Here is a 16080-nt window from a genome sequence, read left to right as displayed (position 1 = left end):
GCAAGAGTACACTAAAACAGCGTATTTGTAAGACCCTAAAAAAGCATGAAAAAAGGGGCCTGATGGCCCCTTTGTCGCTGTATGAGCAATTAGAACTGGTAAACCAGACCCAGCGCGACGATATCGTCAGTACCGATACCTGTCTGACGGGTGAAGTCATTTTCATCCAGCAGGTTGATTTTGTAATCAACATAGGTGGACATGTTTTTGTTGAAGTAGTAAGTCGCACCCACGTCAACATACTTCAGGATATCCTGATCGCCATAGTTTTCGATGTCTTTACCTTTAGACTGCAGGTAAGCCACGGATGGACGCAGGCCGAAGTCGAACTGATACTGAGCAACCACTTCGAAGTTCTGCGCTTTGTTAGCCCAGCCCTGATCGCCAACGCGGGTCGCGTTGTAAGTCTGAGTATACTGTGCAGCCAGGTAGATGTTGTTCGCGTCGTATTTCAGACCACCGGTGTAGGTCTCTGCGCGATCGCCTTCACCGTAGTAGCCCGCAGCGTTCTGGTCAGCAGTACGTTTAGAACTGGTGACTGCCGTACCGAGTGCGAAGCCTTCGCCCAGATCGTAAGTCAGAGAGCCGCCGTAGCCGTCACCGTTCTGACGCAGCGCGTCACGACCGTTGTTGGTCTGGCCTTCGCCGCTTGGGCTGCCGTTTTTACCCTGGTACTGCAACGCGAAGTTCAGACCATCAACCAGACCGAAGAAGTCCTGGTTACGGTAGGTCGCGAAGCCGTTACCACGCTGCTGCATGAAGTTGTCAGAACCGTAGGTATCGCCGCCGAACTCCGGCAGAACGTCGGTCCAGGAAGTCACATCATAAACAACGCCGTAGTTACGACCGTAGTCGAATGAACCCGCATCAGCGAATTTCAGACCTGCGAACGCCACACGCGTCCATGAGTTGTTTTCGTTCTCACCAGAGTTACCCTGGATCTGGTATTCCCACTGGCCGTAACCGGTCAGCTGGTCGTTAACCTGAGTTTCGCCTTTGAAGCCCAGACGCATGTAGGTCTGGTCGCCGTCTGCACTGTCGTCATCAGAGAAATAGTGCAGGCCATCCACTTTACCGTACAGATCTAATTTGTTGCCGTCTTTGTTATAAATTTCAGCCGCATTTGCTGCGCCTGCCACCAGCAGAGCTGGTACCAGGAGGGACAGTACTTTAACTTTCATTTTATTAACCCTCTGTTATATGCCTTATTATTTACCACTGCTTACTGGTCAACCCTCTTAACCAGTCGGCAAGTTCATTCTCCTCAAAAATGCAGAATAATCCAACAGGAATATGATACGAAAACTTTGAAGATGTTTCACTTTACCATCAAGATGTTTCAATATGTAAATTTAAAGGAACTTTCACAAAGCATCAAAAGTTTAAAAATATAGCACGGATAATCAAAACAAAAATATATCCTATAAAATTCAAAAGACTAACTTAAAAAAGAGTACAGCACTGAATGACAAAAAAATTCCCGTCAACACCACTAAAATAACCCTCGCTATCATCATTAACTTTATTTATTACCGTCATTCAGTTCTGAATGTCTGTTTATCCCTAATTGAACCGGATGCTCCGCATTCGGTTTTTTTTTACCTTTCTTTACGTCAACAGACATTTTATGTGCTACCCGTCTGTAATGATAACGACTATTAACTAAATCCATCGCCCGGCGATTACAGATTTTCCTTTTCACTTTCAAAATTAATTTCTTGTTAATTAGTGCTATTTTACTGCCGTTGTAACAGCATATTTGTACATTTCACTGGGTTTTGTACATCTTTCACACGGATGACGTTGAAGCGGGTTGCGACAGATAAAAAGTCAAGGTCATACCGATAACGACGCTGGAAATTCAGTTATTACCCTTTATACTGCCCTATCCCATTACCGCGCGGCCATTACGGGTTAAACACATCGATGAGTCAGACTGAAACTACCGCCCCGAGCAAATTCTCCCTTCTACCGGGCAGCATCACCCGTTTCTTTCTTCTGTTGATCGTTGTGCTGTTAGTCACAATGGGAGTGATGGTTCAGAGCGCCGTGAATACCTGGCTTAAAGATAAAAGCTATCAAATTGTCGATATCACCCATGCGGTGCATAAGCGCATTGATACGTGGCGCTACGCGACCTGGCAAATCTACGACAATATCGCCGCCGCACCTGCCACCTCATCAGGCGAAGGGTTGCAGGAAACGCGCCTTAAGCAGGATGTGTATTACCTTGAAAAACCGCAGCGCAAGACGGAAGCCCTGATTTTCGGCTCGCACGACAGCGCAACGCTTGAGATGACGCAGCGGATCTCCTCCTATCTGGACACCCTGTGGGGCGCCGAGACCGTACCGTGGTCCATGTATTACCTGAACGGTCAGGACAACAGCATGATCCTGATCTCGACCCTGCCGCTTAAGGATCTCTCGTCGGGCTTCAAAGAGACCACCGTTGGCAGCATTGTCGATTCCCGTCGGGCAGAAATGCTGCAACAGGCCAACGCGCTGGACGAGCGCGAAAGTTTCTCGTCATTACGCCGTCTTGCCTGGCAGAATGGCCACTACTTTACGCTGCGAACCACCTTTAACCAGCCGGGCCATCTGGCGACCGTGGTTGCCTTCGATCTGCCAATTAACGATCTTATCCCGCCGGATATGCCGCTGGACAGTTTCCGACTGGAGCCAGACAACAGCACCCAAAATATGCGCACGCCGTCGGATAAAGAAGGCCCGGACAGCGTAGCGATCTCATTTAATGGCTCGAAGATTGAGATTGCCTCATCGCTCAACTCAACCGGTATGCGGCTGGTGTGGCAGGTGCCTTTTGGCACCCTGATGCTTGATACCCTGCAAAACATTATGCTGCCGCTGCTGTTGAATATCGGCCTGCTGGCGCTGGCGCTGTTTGGCTACAGCACCTTCCGTTTCCAGTCGGGCCGCCAGAGCGACTCGACATCGGTATCAGCCGGGACCAGCAACGAGTTGCGTGTTCTTCGTGCCCTGAATGAAGAGATTATTTCCGTGCTGCCGCTTGGGGTGCTTGTTCACGATCAGGAGGCAAACCGGACGGTGATGAGCAACAAAATTGCCGATCACCTTCTGCCGCATCTTAACCTGCAAAATATTACGGCCATGGCGGACCAGCATCAGGGCGTCATTCAGGCCACCATTAATAATGAACTGTATGAGATCCGTCAGTTCCGCAGTCAGGTCGCCTCGCGCACGCAAATCTTCATCATCCGCGATCAGGATCGCGAAGTGCTGGTGAATAAAAAGCTCAAGCAGGCGCAAAGGCTGTATGAGAAAAACCAGCATGGCCGCGCGGCGTTTATGCAAAACATTGGCGATGCCTTTAAACAGCCGCTGAAGTCACTCGCCACGCAGATTGCTGATTTAAGCACGCCGGAAAGCCGACAGCTTAGCAGCCAGGCCGACTCGCTGGTTCGTCTGGTGGACGAAATCCAGCTTGCGAACATGCTGGAGAATGACATCTGGAAGGGCACCCCTACGCTCTTCTCCATCCAGGATCTGATTGATGAGGTGGTTCCGGAAGTCCTGCCGGTGATCAAGCGCAAAGGGCTCCAGCTGCTGATCAACAACCATTTACCGGCCAACGACGAGCGTCACGGCGATCGCGATGCGCTGCGTCGCATCCTGATGATGTTGATTCAGTATGCCGTCACCACGACACAGATCGGCAAGATCACCCTTGAAGTCAGCACCGATGAGTCCACCGACGATCGTCTGACGTTCCGTATTCTGGATACGGGCGAAGGCGTCACCGTGAGCGAAATCGATAACCTGCACTTCCCGTTCCTGAACGATACCCAGCGCGACCACTACGGTAAGGCGAATGCCCTCACCTTCTGGCTCTGCGATCAGCTGGCGCGTAAGCTGGGCGGTCATCTGAACATTAAGGCGCGCGAATCCCTCGGCACCCGCTACTCCTTGCATGTTAAAATGGCGGCGAATCCTCAGGAAGAGGATGAAGAGCGTCTGCTGGATGATGTGGTGGTGATGGTGGACGTGACCTCCAGTGAGATCCGTAATATCGTCGTTCGTCAGCTGGAAAACTGGGGCGCGTCCTGCATTACCCCGGACGAAAGGCTCGCGAGTCAAGAATTTGATCTATTTTTAACTGATAATCCGTCTAATCTTACTGCCTCCGGCTTGCTTTTAAGCGATGATGAGCCAGGCGTGCGGAAAATCGGCCCTGGGCAGCTGCGCGTCAACTTTAATATGAGCAATGCAATGCAGGAAGCTGTATTACAACTGATTGAAGAGAATCTGGCGCAGGAAGAGATCCTGGAGTCACCGTTAGGCGGCGATGAAAATGCCGAACTCCATGCCAGCGGATATTATTCGCTCTTCGTTGATACAGTACCAGATGATGTTAAGCGGTTGTATACTGAGTCCGCTGCGCAGGATTTTGCAGCGCTGGCACAGACAGCACACCGGCTTAAAGGGGTGTTTGCCATGCTTAATCTGGTTCCCGGCAAGCAGTTATGTGAAACGCTGGAACATCTAATTCGTGAGAAAGATGCCTCTGGCATTGAAAAATACATCAGCGACATTGACGCTTACGTCAAGAGCTTGCTGTAGCAAGGTAGCCTTATACATGAACAATATGAACGTAATTATTGCCGATGACCATCCGATTGTACTGTTCGGTATTCGCAAATCACTTGAACAGATCGAGTGGGTGAATGTAGTCGGTGAATTTGAAGATTCCACAGCCCTTATTAACAACCTGCCTAAACTTGATGCGCACGTGCTCATTACCGATCTCTCCATGCCTGGGGATAAATACGGTGATGGGATTACGCTCATCAAATACATTAAACGCCACTTCCCGGACATTTCGATCATTGTTCTGACCATGAACAATAACCCGGCGATCCTGAGCGCCGTTCTGGATCTTGATATTGAAGGGATTGTGCTGAAACAAGGCGCACCTACCGATCTGCCTAAAGCGCTGGCGGCGCTACAGAAAGGGAAGAAATTCACGCCTGAGAGCGTCTCACGCCTGCTTGAAAAAATCAGCGCGGGTGGCTATGGCGACAAGCGTCTCTCGCCTAAAGAGAGTGAAGTTCTGCGTCTGTTCGCTGAAGGTTTCCTGGTTACTGAAATCGCCAAGAAACTGAACCGCAGTATCAAAACCATCAGTAGCCAGAAAAAATCCGCGATGATGAAGCTGGGTGTGGATAACGATATCGCCCTGCTGAACTATCTCTCTTCCGTGACGCTGAGCGCAACGGACAAAGATTGATCGTCGCTGTCTACGCCGGGTGACCCTCGCGGTTACCCGGTCTAAAGACCCCGTAGGCCCGCGCAAGCGCAGTGCCGTCGGACACATAAAAAAGGCCCTTTCGGGCCTTTTTTATTGTCTTGCTTTTCGCACCCGCTCCGCATACACGGATAGCGTCTGCTTCAGTACATCCAGTGTGACCGGCTTCGACAGACAGCTGTCCATTCCCGACTCCAGACAGCGCTGCTTCTCCTCCGCCAGTGCGTTGGCTGTCACCCCCACCACCGGCAGCGTCAGCCCCAGCTGTCGGATACGCTGCGTCAGACGATAGCCGTCCATGTTAGGCATGTTCACATCACTGAGCACAATATCAATATGATTCTTACTTAAGACATTCAGGGCATCCACGCCATCATTGGCCGTTTTACACTGATAGCCCAGAGAGCCAAGCTGGTCTGCGAGCAGACGACGGTTAATCGGATGATCGTCGACGACCAGAATCATCATATCGTCATTCACCGATGCCAGCTCATCAGGGGAAGCCAGCACGGTAGCGCCATCGCTGTCCTCAAGCTGTACGCTGTAAATACGCGCCAGCAAGCCCAACATTTCGTGCGGTGTCGCCACACTGTGCACCCATACCCCGGGCGAACGCTCAATCGGAATACCGATATGACGGCGGCAGAACATCACCACGCCCCGCCCCGCCCACGCCTTGTCTGGCTCAACGTCAGTAATCAGCATGTCATCTGCGTCCGGCGTCTGGCCTTCATAGCGTGAGACCCGCACGCCGCTGCTGGTCAGCATCGAGGTCAGGAAATCATGTAAGGAGGCGTTGTGCACCGCCAGCCAGCAGTGCTTTTCGCTCAGCCCGTCGACCGTGGTTTTCACCGGATAGTGTGCCGAGTAGAGCGGGATACGGATGGTGAACTGGCTGCCCATACCCGGCTCGGTATCGACGGAGATATCCCCGTCCATCATGCTGATAAGCTTCTCGCAAATCGCCAGACCCAGCCCGGTCCCCTGGAAATTACGCTGGACGCCCGTCCCCACCTGGAAGAACGGATCGAACAGGCGAACGACCTCTTTCGCCGGAATGCCAACACCCGTGTCGCGTACGCGAATAGTCAGGTACTCCCCTGCCCGGCAGACATGCAGCACAATACAGCCGATATCGGTGAATTTGATGGCGTTGCTTAGCAGGTTCGAGATGACCTGTTGCAGACGCATCGGATCGCCATGCAGCGTCAGCGGCACATCCGGCTCGATAAAGCAGTACAGCCCCAGCTGTTTGCGCACCACCAGCGGCAGATAGTTGGCGCTGATATGGTTCATCACCTCGCGCGGGGAGAACTCACGCGGTTCTATTTTCAACTGCTCGGATTCAATTTTAGAGAAGTCGAGAATATCGCTGATAATTTTCAGCAGCAGGCTGGACGAGTTGTTCATCGCCGTCACCAGGCGGTCGACCCCTTTCGGCAGCTCTTTGGTCTGGAGAAGATCGAGGTTACCGATAATGCCGTACAGCGGCGTACGCAGCTCATGGCTGACGGTCGCGAGGAACATCGATTTCGACTGGCTGGCCTGCTCCGCCGCCTGCGCCATATCCTGCAATGACTCTTCCATCTTAACGCGCGCGGAGACGTCCACCAGCACGCAAATCGCCACGTTTTCATTGCGGTAGCGCGAATGGACGAAGCTGATTTGCAGGTTGGTGTGGGTGCTGGTCAGCACATCTACAAAGTTAACCTGTTGCCCACAGATGATCTGCGTTAACCGCTGGCGGTCTTCATGCGTGAGCATGTTCAGGTAGTTATGGGCAAGCTCGTTACTGAGGATATTTGTCCCGTCCTGAGTACGCAGGATACAGATCCCTACCGGCGCCGAGGCGACAATCTTACGGTTAAACTGCTCGTGCTCCTCCAGACGCTGAGCATCCGCTTCCGCCGGAATAAAGATCCGCCGCTCATACATTCTCGCCAGCATAAACAGCGCGACGCCTACCGCGATGTTCAACAAAATGGCGTTAAGGATCAGGATGCGAATGCGCTCCAGCACCTTGTCCACCGGCAGCGAATAGACAATGCTCAGCGATGATGGCGGCAAACTTTTCTTCAGCACCAGCTCACGGAACCCGGAGGTATAGCCAAACCATGACCGCTCCTGCATCCAGCTGGGCTCCACTTTCAGGCGGTTTTCAGGCCCGGTAAGGGAGATGAGTGGGTGGCCGTTCTCATCCAGAATGGTCACGCCCATCGGCAGACTGCCCGGCGTGAAGAAGTTTTCCATGCGGATGGTTTGTTCAATCCCCAGCAGCGCTTGCAGGCGGTTTCCGAGGTAAACCGGAGTCAGGGCATAGAAATAGCCGACGCCCATGCGCGGCCCCTGGCTTATCCAGAAGATGTTGTTCCCGCGCTCTTCCTGAGGCGCATTGCGGTATTTCACTATGCGCTCATGCAGGCTTTTCAGCGCGTCTTCGCGTTCGACGGGCATATCTCGCAGACCGAAGTCCGCCATGCAAAGATTTTCGTTGCCAATCAGGTAGACGCGGTTTAGATCGTAAGCGGCCGAAAAATTATCGCGCCAGTAGCGCATAAACCATGACAGGGACTCCAGTGAGCCACGCCAGGCTTTGCCCATCGCGGAACAATCGGAGTCCGGGAAGAGCGGTTCGAAATCAGGTACTTCGGTTTTTTCATCCCGACCGCGGAGGGCAAGAATGCCGTTCTCCGCCGTCAGTCGATTCTCAGCGATATACTTAAGCTCTTTCATCACGTCAGACGTGCGCTGGATATAGCGCTGGGCCTGATCCGAGCTTAAGTTAAACTCCTGGCGGATCTCCGCTTCTTTCTGGTGTAACGCGTTAACGATGTAAAACACCGAGAGCAGTGCCACCAGCAACCATAGCAGTAGCGCAAGCGCCCGAAACAGATAGCGAGAGACTTTTAACGTGGTACGAAAGGAGACGAGGTATTTCAAAGGGGCGAGGCTCCGCCATCGGGGAAAAAAGAATGTGGTTAAGGTAGCGGTAAACGCGGCTTGTCGCAACGTTCACTTGTCTGCTTGCGCAAAACAAAAGGGCCGGAAACCGGCCCTTTATGCGTCAGGAGACGTTACTCGTCAGCGTCATCCGCTGCTTCATCATCGGTGTCCGCTTCCGGGACGATTTCATCATCCCCTTCCGCGACGCTGCCGTCGATAGAGTCGAGCTCTTCGTCATCCACCGGCTCAGCAACGCGTTGCAGACCGACGACGTTTTCATCTTCCGCAGTACGGATGAGGATAACGCCCTGGGTGTTACGACCCACCACGCTGATCTCTGACACGCGGGTACGCACCAGCGTACCGGCATCGGTGATCATCATGATCTGGTCCGCGTCGTCCACCTGTACCGCGCCAACAACGGAACCGTTGCGCTCGGTCACTTTGATGGAGATAACGCCCTGCGTGCCACGAGACTTGGTCGGGTATTCGCTTTCCGCCGTACGTTTACCGTAGCCGTTCTGGGTGACGGTCAGGATTGCGCCTTCGCCACGCGGAACGATCAGGGAAACCACGCTGTCTTCACCCGCCAGCTTGATACCACGCACGCCGGTCGCCGTACGACCCATTGCGCGCACGGCGTTCTCTTTAAAGCGCACCACTTTACCGGCCGCAGAGAACAACATCACTTCATCAGAACCAGAGGTCAGATCCACGCCGATCAGCTCGTCGCCTTCGTTCAGGTTCACCGCGATGATCCCGGCGGAACGTGGACGGCTGAATTCGGTCAGCGCGGTTTTCTTCACGGTACCGCTCGCGGTTGCCATAAAGACGTTCACGCCCTCTTCGTACTCGCGTACCGGCAGAATGGCGGTGATACGTTCGTTCGCTTCCAGCGGCAGCAGGTTAACGATAGGTCGACCCCGCGCGCCACGGCTCGCTTCCGGCAGCTGATAGACTTTCATCCAGTACAGACGGCCCCGGCTGGAGAAGCAGAGGATCGTGTCGTGGGTGTTGGCCACCAGCAGACGGTCAATGAAGTCTTCTTCTTTAATACGCGCCGCAGATTTGCCTTTACCGCCACGACGCTGTGCTTCGTAGTCGGTCAACGGCTGATACTTCACGTAACCCTGGTGAGACAGCGTCACGACCACGTCTTCGCGGTTGATCAGATCTTCAATGTTGATATCGGAGCTGTTGGCCGTGATTTCGGTGCGACGCTCGTCGCCGAACTGATCGCGAACCAGCTCCAGCTCTTCACGGATCACTTCCATCAGGCGCTCTGCGCTACCCAGGATATGCAGCAGCTCGGCAATCTGCTCCAGCAGCTCTTTGTACTCGTCGAGCAGTTTTTCATGCTCAAGGCCGGTCAGTTTCTGCAAACGCAGATCCAGAATCGCCTGGGCCTGCTGTTCAGTCAGGTAGTACTGACCGTCACGCACGCCGAATTCCGGCTCCAGCCACTCAGGACGCGCGGCATCATCGCCGGCACGTTCCAGCATCGCCGCCACGTTGCCCAGATCCCATGGACGCGCAACCAGCGACGCCTTCGCTTCTGCCGGCGTCGGCGCACGGCGGATCAGCTCGATGATCGGGTCGATGTTCGCCAGCGCAACGGCCAGTGCTTCAAGGATATGGGCACGATCGCGCGCTTTGCGCAGTTCAAAGATGGTACGGCGAGTCACCACTTCACGGCGGTGACGCACAAACGCGCTCAGGATCTCTTTCAGGTTCATGATCTTCGGCTGGCCATGGTGCAGCGCAACCATGTTGATACCGAAGGAGACCTGAAGCTGAGTCTGGGAGTAAAGGTTGTTCAGCACAACTTCACCCACCGCGTCGCGCTTGATTTCAATCACGATGCGCATACCGTCTTTGTCAGACTCGTCGCGCAGCGCGCTGATGCCTTCAACGCGTTTTTCTTTTACCAGCTCGGCGATTTTTTCAATCAGACGCGCCTTGTTCACCTGATACGGGATCTCGTGAACAATAATGGTTTCACGGCCGGTTTTGGCGTCCGCTTCCACTTCGGCGCGGGCACGGATGTAAATCTTGCCGCGACCGGTACGGTACGCTTCTTCAATACCGCGACGGCCGTTGATGATTGCCGCCGTCGGGAAGTCCGGGCCCGGGATGTGTTCCATCAGCCCTTCAATGCTGATGTCTTCATCGTCGATGTAGGCCAGGCAGCCGTTAATCACTTCCGTGATGTTGTGCGGCGGAATGTTGGTTGCCATACCCACTGCGATACCGGACGAACCGTTCACCAGCAGGTTTGGGATCTTCGTTGGCATAACGTCAGGAATTTTTTCCGTGCCGTCGTAGTTATCAACGAAATCAACCGTCTCTTTTTCCAGGTCAGCCATCAGCTCATGGGCAATCTTCGCCAGACGGATTTCCGTATAACGCATTGCCGCGGCGGAGTCGCCGTCGATAGAACCAAAGTTACCCTGACCATCTACCAGCATGTAACGCAGCGAGAAAGGCTGCGCCATACGGACAATGGTGTCGTACACCGCGGAATCACCATGGGGATGGTATTTACCGATTACGTCACCAACGACACGGGCAGATTTTTTGTAGGCTTTATTCCAGTCATTGCCCAATACGTTCATGGCGTATAGTACGCGACGGTGTACCGGCTTAAGGCCATCGCGGACGTCCGGCAGCGCACGGCCAACAATGACCGACATCGCATAGTCCAGATAGGAGCTTTTCAGCTCTTCCTCGATGTTAACCGGTGTAATTTCTCTCGCAAGGTCGCTCATCTAACCGCTATCCCTCTACTGTATCCCGGATTCAAAGGTCGCAAATTATAACACAGCCGCGGTGATACAGGTAAACCTATACGCTTTATTCACAGGGATTGCCTGATATACTCATTTGTCTTGCTAAATAAGGAGTAAAAGCGCCCATGAATGCCGAAAAATCCCCGGTGGCTCACAACGTTGACCACGAAGAGATTGCCAAATTTGAAGCGGTGGCGTCCCGCTGGTGGGATCTCGAAGGTGAGTTCAAACCTCTGCATCGTATTAACCCGCTACGTCTGGGCTATATCGCGGAGCGTTCCGGCGGTCTGTTCGGTAAGAAAGTGCTCGACGTCGGCTGCGGCGGCGGCATCCTGGCGGAAAGCATGGCGCGCGAAGGGGCCACCGTCACCGGTCTGGACATGGGCTTCGAACCTCTACAGGTTGCGCGTCTTCATGCGCTGGAGTCCGGCGTACAGGTAGAATATGTCCAGGAAACCGTGGAAGAGCACGCGGCTAAACATGCGCACCAGTATGACGTGGTGACCTGCATGGAGATGCTGGAGCACGTTCCCGATCCACAGTCGGTCGTCAGCGCCTGTGCAAAACTGGTGAAACCGGGTGGACAGGTCTTCTTCTCGACCATCAACCGCAACGGCAAAGCCTGGCTGATGGCCGTGGTAGGCGCGGAATATGTGCTGCGCATGGTGCCGAAAGGGACGCACGACGTGAAGAAGTTCATCAAGCCTGCCGAACTGCTGGGCTGGGTTGACCAGACATGGCTTAAGGAGCAGCACATGACGGGTCTGCACTACAATCCTCTGACGGATAAATTCAAACTTGCCCCGGGCGTGGATGTTAACTATATGTTGCACACAACCGCCAAAAACGACTAACGTCATTCGTTATTCTTATAAAGATTGCGCGACATCATGTTGCGCAATTCTAACCTCCCGTTGAAGAAATCAGCACTCGATCAAATTTTGAATTTTTTTTCTGGAATATTGACATCTCTTCCAGGCCTTACGGTACGAGGACTTAGCCTTTTTTACCCTTTCACAACCTCAATTTAACGTCAAAATCAACCCTTGTGCTGAAAAGATTCGATACTAGAATACTCACCATATAGCGTTCTTCTTATCGCAAAACCCCTATATGTAGTATTTATCCACAGAGTTAGTCACAAGACGGTTCTGTGGATAAACGGGGGATATTTTTTTATTTCACGGACAGGTAAAAACCCACATGAATCAGAGTCTGCTGGTGACAAAGCGCGACGGTACTACCGAGCGTATCAATCTGGACAAAATCCATCGAGTTCTCGACTGGGCAGCAGAAGGACTGAACAACGTATCTATATCCCAGGTCGAACTGCGTTCTCACATTCAGTTCTACGACGGCATCAAAACGTCTGATATCCACGAAACCATTATCAAAGCAGCGGCAGATCTGATCTCCCGCGACGCACCGGATTATCAGTACCTCGCTGCGCGTCTGGCGATTTTCCACCTGCGTAAGAAAGCCTACGGCCAGTTCGAGCCGCCGAAGCTTTACGATCACGTAGTGAAAATGGTTGAGCTGGGCAAATACGACACGCATCTGCTGGAAGACTATACGGAAGAAGAGTTCGAGCAGATGAACGGGTTTATCGATCACTGGCGCGACATGAACTTCTCCTACGCGGCGGTGAAGCAGCTCGAAGGCAAATACCTGGTTCAGAACCGTGTGACGGGCGAAATCTACGAGAGCGCCCAGTTCCTCTATATTCTGGTGGCCGCCTGCCTGTTCTCTAATTATCCACGTGAAACCCGTCTGGACTACGTGAAGCGTTTCTACGATGCGGTCTCTACGTTCAAGATTTCTCTGCCTACGCCAATCATGTCTGGCGTGCGTACCCCTACCCGTCAGTTCAGCTCCTGCGTACTGATCGAGTGTGGTGACAGCCTGGATTCCATCAACGCGACCTCCAGCGCCATCGTAAAATACGTCTCCCAGCGTGCTGGTATCGGCATCAACGCTGGTCGTATCCGTGCGCTGGGCAGCCCGATCCGCGGCGGTGAAGCGTTCCACACCGGCTGTATCCCGTTCTACAAGCACTTCCAGACGGCAGTAAAATCCTGCTCTCAGGGCGGCGTGCGCGGTGGCGCTGCCACCCTGTTCTACCCAATGTGGCACCTGGAAGTGGAAAGCCTGCTGGTTCTGAAGAACAACCGCGGCGTGGAAGGCAACCGCGTGCGTCACATGGACTACGGCGTGCAGATCAACAAGCTGATGTACACCCGCCTGCTGAAAGGTGAAGATATCACCCTGTTCAGTCCATCCGACGTCCCGGGTCTGTACGACGCGTTCTTCGCCGATCAGGACGAATTCGAGCGTCTGTACACCAAATACGAAAAAGACGACAGCATCCGCAAGCAGCGCGTGAAGGCGGTCGATCTGTTCTCCCTGATGATGCAGGAACGTGCCTCTACCGGCCGTATCTACATCCAGAACGTTGACCACTGCAACACCCACAGCCCGTTCGATCCGGTGGTTGCGCCAGTGCGCCAGTCCAACCTGTGCCTGGAGATCGCCCTGCCGACCAAACCGCTGGACGATGTGAACGATGAAAATGGTGAAATCGCCCTGTGTACGCTCTCTGCGTTCAACCTGGGTGCGATTAAGAGCCTGGACGAGCTGGAAGAGCTGGCCGTGCTGGCGGTTCGTGCGCTCGACGCCCTGCTGGACTACCAGGATTACCCAATCCCGGCGGCAAAACGCGGCGCAATGGGCCGTCGCACTTTAGGTATCGGCGTGATCAACTTCGCCTACTGGCTGGCGAAAAACGGCAAGCGTTACTCCGACGGCAGCGCCAACAATCTGACGCACCAGACGTTCGAAGCCATTCAGTACTACCTGATGAAAGCCTCCAACGAGCTGGCGAAAGAGCAAGGCGCGTGCCCGTGGTTCAATGAAACCACCTACGCGAAAGGCATTCTGCCGATCGACACCTACAAAAAAGACCTGGATGCGATCGTCAGCGAGCCGCTGCACCTCGACTGGGAAGGCCTGCGCGAGTCCATTAAAACTCACGGCCTGCGTAACTCCACGCTCTCTGCCCTGATGCCGTCCGAGACCTCTTCGCAGATCTCCAACGCCACCAACGGTATTGAGCCACCGCGCGGCCACGTCAGCATCAAAGCGTCGAAAGACGGCGTGCTGCGTCAGGTGGTACCGGATTACGAAACGCTGGGCAACAACTACGAGCTGCTGTGGGAAATGCCAAACAACGATGGCTACCTGCAACTGGTGGGTATCATGCAGAAGTTTATCGACCAGTCGATCTCTGCCAATACCAACTACGACCCGACGCGCTTCCCGTCAGGCAAGGTTCCGATGCAGCAACTGCTGAAAGACCTGCTCACCGCCTACAAATTTGGCGTGAAAACGCTGTACTATCACAACACCCGTGATGGTGCGGAAGACGCGCAGGACGACCTGGCGCCGTCAATTCAGGACGATGGCTGCGAAAGCGGCGCATGTAAGATCTAATAAATTCCCTCACCCTAACCCTCTCCCACAGGGAGAGGGAACTCTTTCCCCCTCTCCCTGTGGGAGAGGGCCGGGGTGAGGGGAAATAACACCACAGGACTCACCGCAATGGCATATACCACCTTTTCACAGACGAAAAACGACCAGCTCAAAGAGCCGATGTTCTTCGGCCAGCCGGTCAACGTGGCACGCTACGATCAGCAAAAATATGACATCTTCGAAAAGCTGATTGAAAAGCAACTCTCTTTCTTCTGGCGTCCGGAAGAAGTTGACGTTTCCCGCGACCGTATCGATTTCCAGGCGCTGCCGGAACACGAAAAGCACATCTTCCTCAGCAACCTGAAATACCAGACGCTGCTGGACTCCATTCAGGGTCGTAGTCCGAACGTGGCGCTGCTGCCGCTGATCTCGATTCCTGAGCTGGAAACCTGGGTTGAGACCTGGGCGTTCTCCGAGACGATCCACTCCCGCTCTTACACCCACATCATCCGCAACATCGTTAACGATCCGGCGGTGGTGTTTGATGATATCGTCACCAACGAACAGATCCAGAAGCGCGCCGAAGGCATTGCGCACTACTATGACGAACTGATCGAGATGACCAGCTACTGGCATCTGCTGGGCGAAGGTACGCACAACGTGAACGGTAAAACCGTCACCGTAAACCTGCGGACCCTGAAAAAACAGCTCTATCTGTGCCTGATGAGCGTCAACGCCCTGGAAGCGATCCGCTTCTACGTGAGCTTCGCCTGCTCCTTCGCGTTTGCCGAGCGCAAACTGATGGAAGGCAACGCCAAAATTATCCGTCTGATTGCCCGTGACGAAGCCCTGCACTTGACCGGCACTCAGCACATGCTGAACCTGCTGCGCAGCGGTGCAGACGATCCGGAGATGGCGGAAATTGCGGAAGAGTGCAAACAGGAATGCTACGACCTGTTCGTGCTGGCGGCCCAGCAGGAGAAAGAGTGGGCAGACTACCTGTTCCGCGACGGCTCCATGATTGGCCTGAACAAAGACATTCTGTGCCAGTACGTTGAGTACATCACCAACATCCGCATGCAGGCCGTCGGTCTCGACCTGCCGTTCCAGACGCGCTCTAACCCAATCCCGTGGATCAACACCTGGCTGGTGTCCGATAACGTGCAGGTCGCGCCGCAGGAAGTGGAAGTGAGTTCTTACCTGGTCGGTCAGATTGATTCTGAAGTCAACACCGACGACCTGAGCGATTTCCAGCTCTGATGAGCCGCGTAACGCTGAGCCTTTCGGGTACAGAGGTGTTGTGCCAGGAAGAGCACCCTTCTCTGCTGGTGGCGCTTGAAGCACATCAGGTAGAAGTCGAGTACCAGTGTCGTGAAGGCTACTGCGGCTCCTGCCGCTGCCGTCTGGTCGCAGGCCAGGTAGACTGGCTGACCGAACCGCTGGCCTTTATCAGTGAAGGGGAAATTTTGCCCTGCTGCTGCCGGGCAAAAGGCGATATAGAGATCGAGATGTGATGTTGTCCTTATCCCCTCTCCCGGTGGGCTGAGGGTTCCCCACAAATTAATGCGAGCACTGAGCAATCCCCTCGCCCCTCCG

At 53.9% G+C, this 16080-nt stretch carries 9 protein-coding genes; 6 read left to right on the top strand and 3 right to left on the bottom strand.

All coding sequences use genetic code 11. The annotated features are described in order from the left end of the window. Window positions 1-89: 89 nt before the first annotated feature. Window positions 90-1181 carry a porin OmpC gene (locus tag ACOT0L_RS00045; RefSeq protein ID WP_023306624.1) on the bottom strand — a complete coding sequence of 364 codons (1092 nt, stop codon included), beginning with the start codon at window positions 1179-1181 and terminating at the stop codon, window positions 90-92. 745 nt (window positions 1182-1926) lie between these two features. Here ACOT0L_RS00045 and rcsD point away from each other — a divergent pair. Both rcsD and rcsB read left to right on the top strand, forming a co-directional pair. Then, the gene (gene rcsD, locus ACOT0L_RS00040; RefSeq protein WP_023300606.1) at window positions 1927-4599 is read left to right on the top strand and encodes a phosphotransferase RcsD; all 2673 of its coding nucleotides are present in this window, start codon (window positions 1927-1929) and stop codon (window positions 4597-4599) included. Between the two features lie 16 nt (window positions 4600-4615). Beyond that, on the top strand, window positions 4616-5266 hold the full coding sequence (rcsB, locus tag ACOT0L_RS00035) for a response regulator transcription factor RcsB (RefSeq protein WP_003859405.1): 651 nt from the start codon (window positions 4616-4618) through the stop codon (window positions 5264-5266). Between the two features lie 111 nt (window positions 5267-5377). Here the strand turns inward: rcsB and rcsC are convergent, their stop codons facing one another. Beyond that, window positions 5378-8224 (bottom strand): two-component system sensor histidine kinase RcsC, encoded by a 2847-nt coding sequence (rcsC, locus tag ACOT0L_RS00030; protein ID WP_023300607.1) that lies wholly within the window; start codon window positions 8222-8224, stop codon window positions 5378-5380. Between the two features lie 134 nt (window positions 8225-8358). Beyond that, window positions 8359-10995: a DNA topoisomerase (ATP-hydrolyzing) subunit A gene (gene gyrA, locus ACOT0L_RS00025; RefSeq protein WP_023300608.1), complete on the bottom strand. Its 2637-nt coding sequence runs from the start codon at window positions 10993-10995 to the stop codon at window positions 8359-8361. Window positions 10996-11141: 146 nt separating this feature from the next. Here gyrA and ubiG point away from each other — a divergent pair, with 146 nt between their 5' ends. The 4 genes from ubiG (at window position 11142) to yfaE (ending at window position 15998) form a co-directional block, all read left to right on the top strand. Next, on the top strand, window positions 11142-11870 hold the full coding sequence (ubiG, locus tag ACOT0L_RS00020) for a bifunctional 2-polyprenyl-6-hydroxyphenol methylase/3-demethylubiquinol 3-O-methyltransferase UbiG (protein WP_006811346.1): 729 nt from the start codon (window positions 11142-11144) through the stop codon (window positions 11868-11870). 349 nt (window positions 11871-12219) lie between these two features. Next, window positions 12220-14505, top strand: coding sequence for a class 1a ribonucleoside-diphosphate reductase subunit alpha (nrdA, locus tag ACOT0L_RS00015; RefSeq protein ID WP_023300610.1), 2286 nt, complete (start codon window positions 12220-12222; stop codon window positions 14503-14505). A 108-nt stretch (window positions 14506-14613) separates the two neighbouring features. Then, window positions 14614-15744: a class Ia ribonucleoside-diphosphate reductase subunit beta gene (gene nrdB, locus ACOT0L_RS00010; protein WP_022648802.1), complete on the top strand. Its 1131-nt coding sequence runs from the start codon at window positions 14614-14616 to the stop codon at window positions 15742-15744. Continuing rightward, a complete protein-coding gene (gene yfaE / locus ACOT0L_RS00005) occupies window positions 15744-15998 on the top strand; it encodes a class I ribonucleotide reductase maintenance protein YfaE (RefSeq protein WP_003859419.1) in 255 nt (84 codons plus the stop codon). Before nrdB ends, yfaE begins: the two co-directional genes overlap by 1 nt. Window positions 15999-16080: the final 82 nt, after the last annotated feature.

The sequence above is a fragment of the Enterobacter cloacae complex sp. XAL002 genome (genome assembly GCF_049236805.1).
Classification (GTDB): Bacteria; Pseudomonadota; Gammaproteobacteria; order Enterobacterales; family Enterobacteriaceae; genus Enterobacter; species Enterobacter intestinihominis.
This window is presented reverse-complemented; position numbering and strand designations above follow the sequence as displayed.

Coding starts and splice junctions, on each gene's coding strand:
- ACOT0L_RS00045 (WP_023306624.1), bottom strand. CDS start 1,181: ATGAAAGTTAAAGTACTGTCCCTCCTGGTACCAGCTCTGCTGGTGGCA.
- rcsB (WP_003859405.1), top strand. CDS start 4,616: ATGAACAATATGAACGTAATTATTGCCGATGACCATCCGATTGTACTG.
- yfaE (WP_003859419.1), top strand. CDS start 15,744: ATGAGCCGCGTAACGCTGAGCCTTTCGGGTACAGAGGTGTTGTGCCAG.
- ubiG (WP_006811346.1), top strand. CDS start 11,142: ATGAATGCCGAAAAATCCCCGGTGGCTCACAACGTTGACCACGAAGAG.
- gyrA (WP_023300608.1), bottom strand. CDS start 10,995: ATGAGCGACCTTGCGAGAGAAATTACACCGGTTAACATCGAGGAAGAG.
- nrdB (WP_022648802.1), top strand. CDS start 14,614: ATGGCATATACCACCTTTTCACAGACGAAAAACGACCAGCTCAAAGAG.
- rcsD (WP_023300606.1), top strand. CDS start 1,927: ATGAGTCAGACTGAAACTACCGCCCCGAGCAAATTCTCCCTTCTACCG.
- nrdA (WP_023300610.1), top strand. CDS start 12,220: ATGAATCAGAGTCTGCTGGTGACAAAGCGCGACGGTACTACCGAGCGT.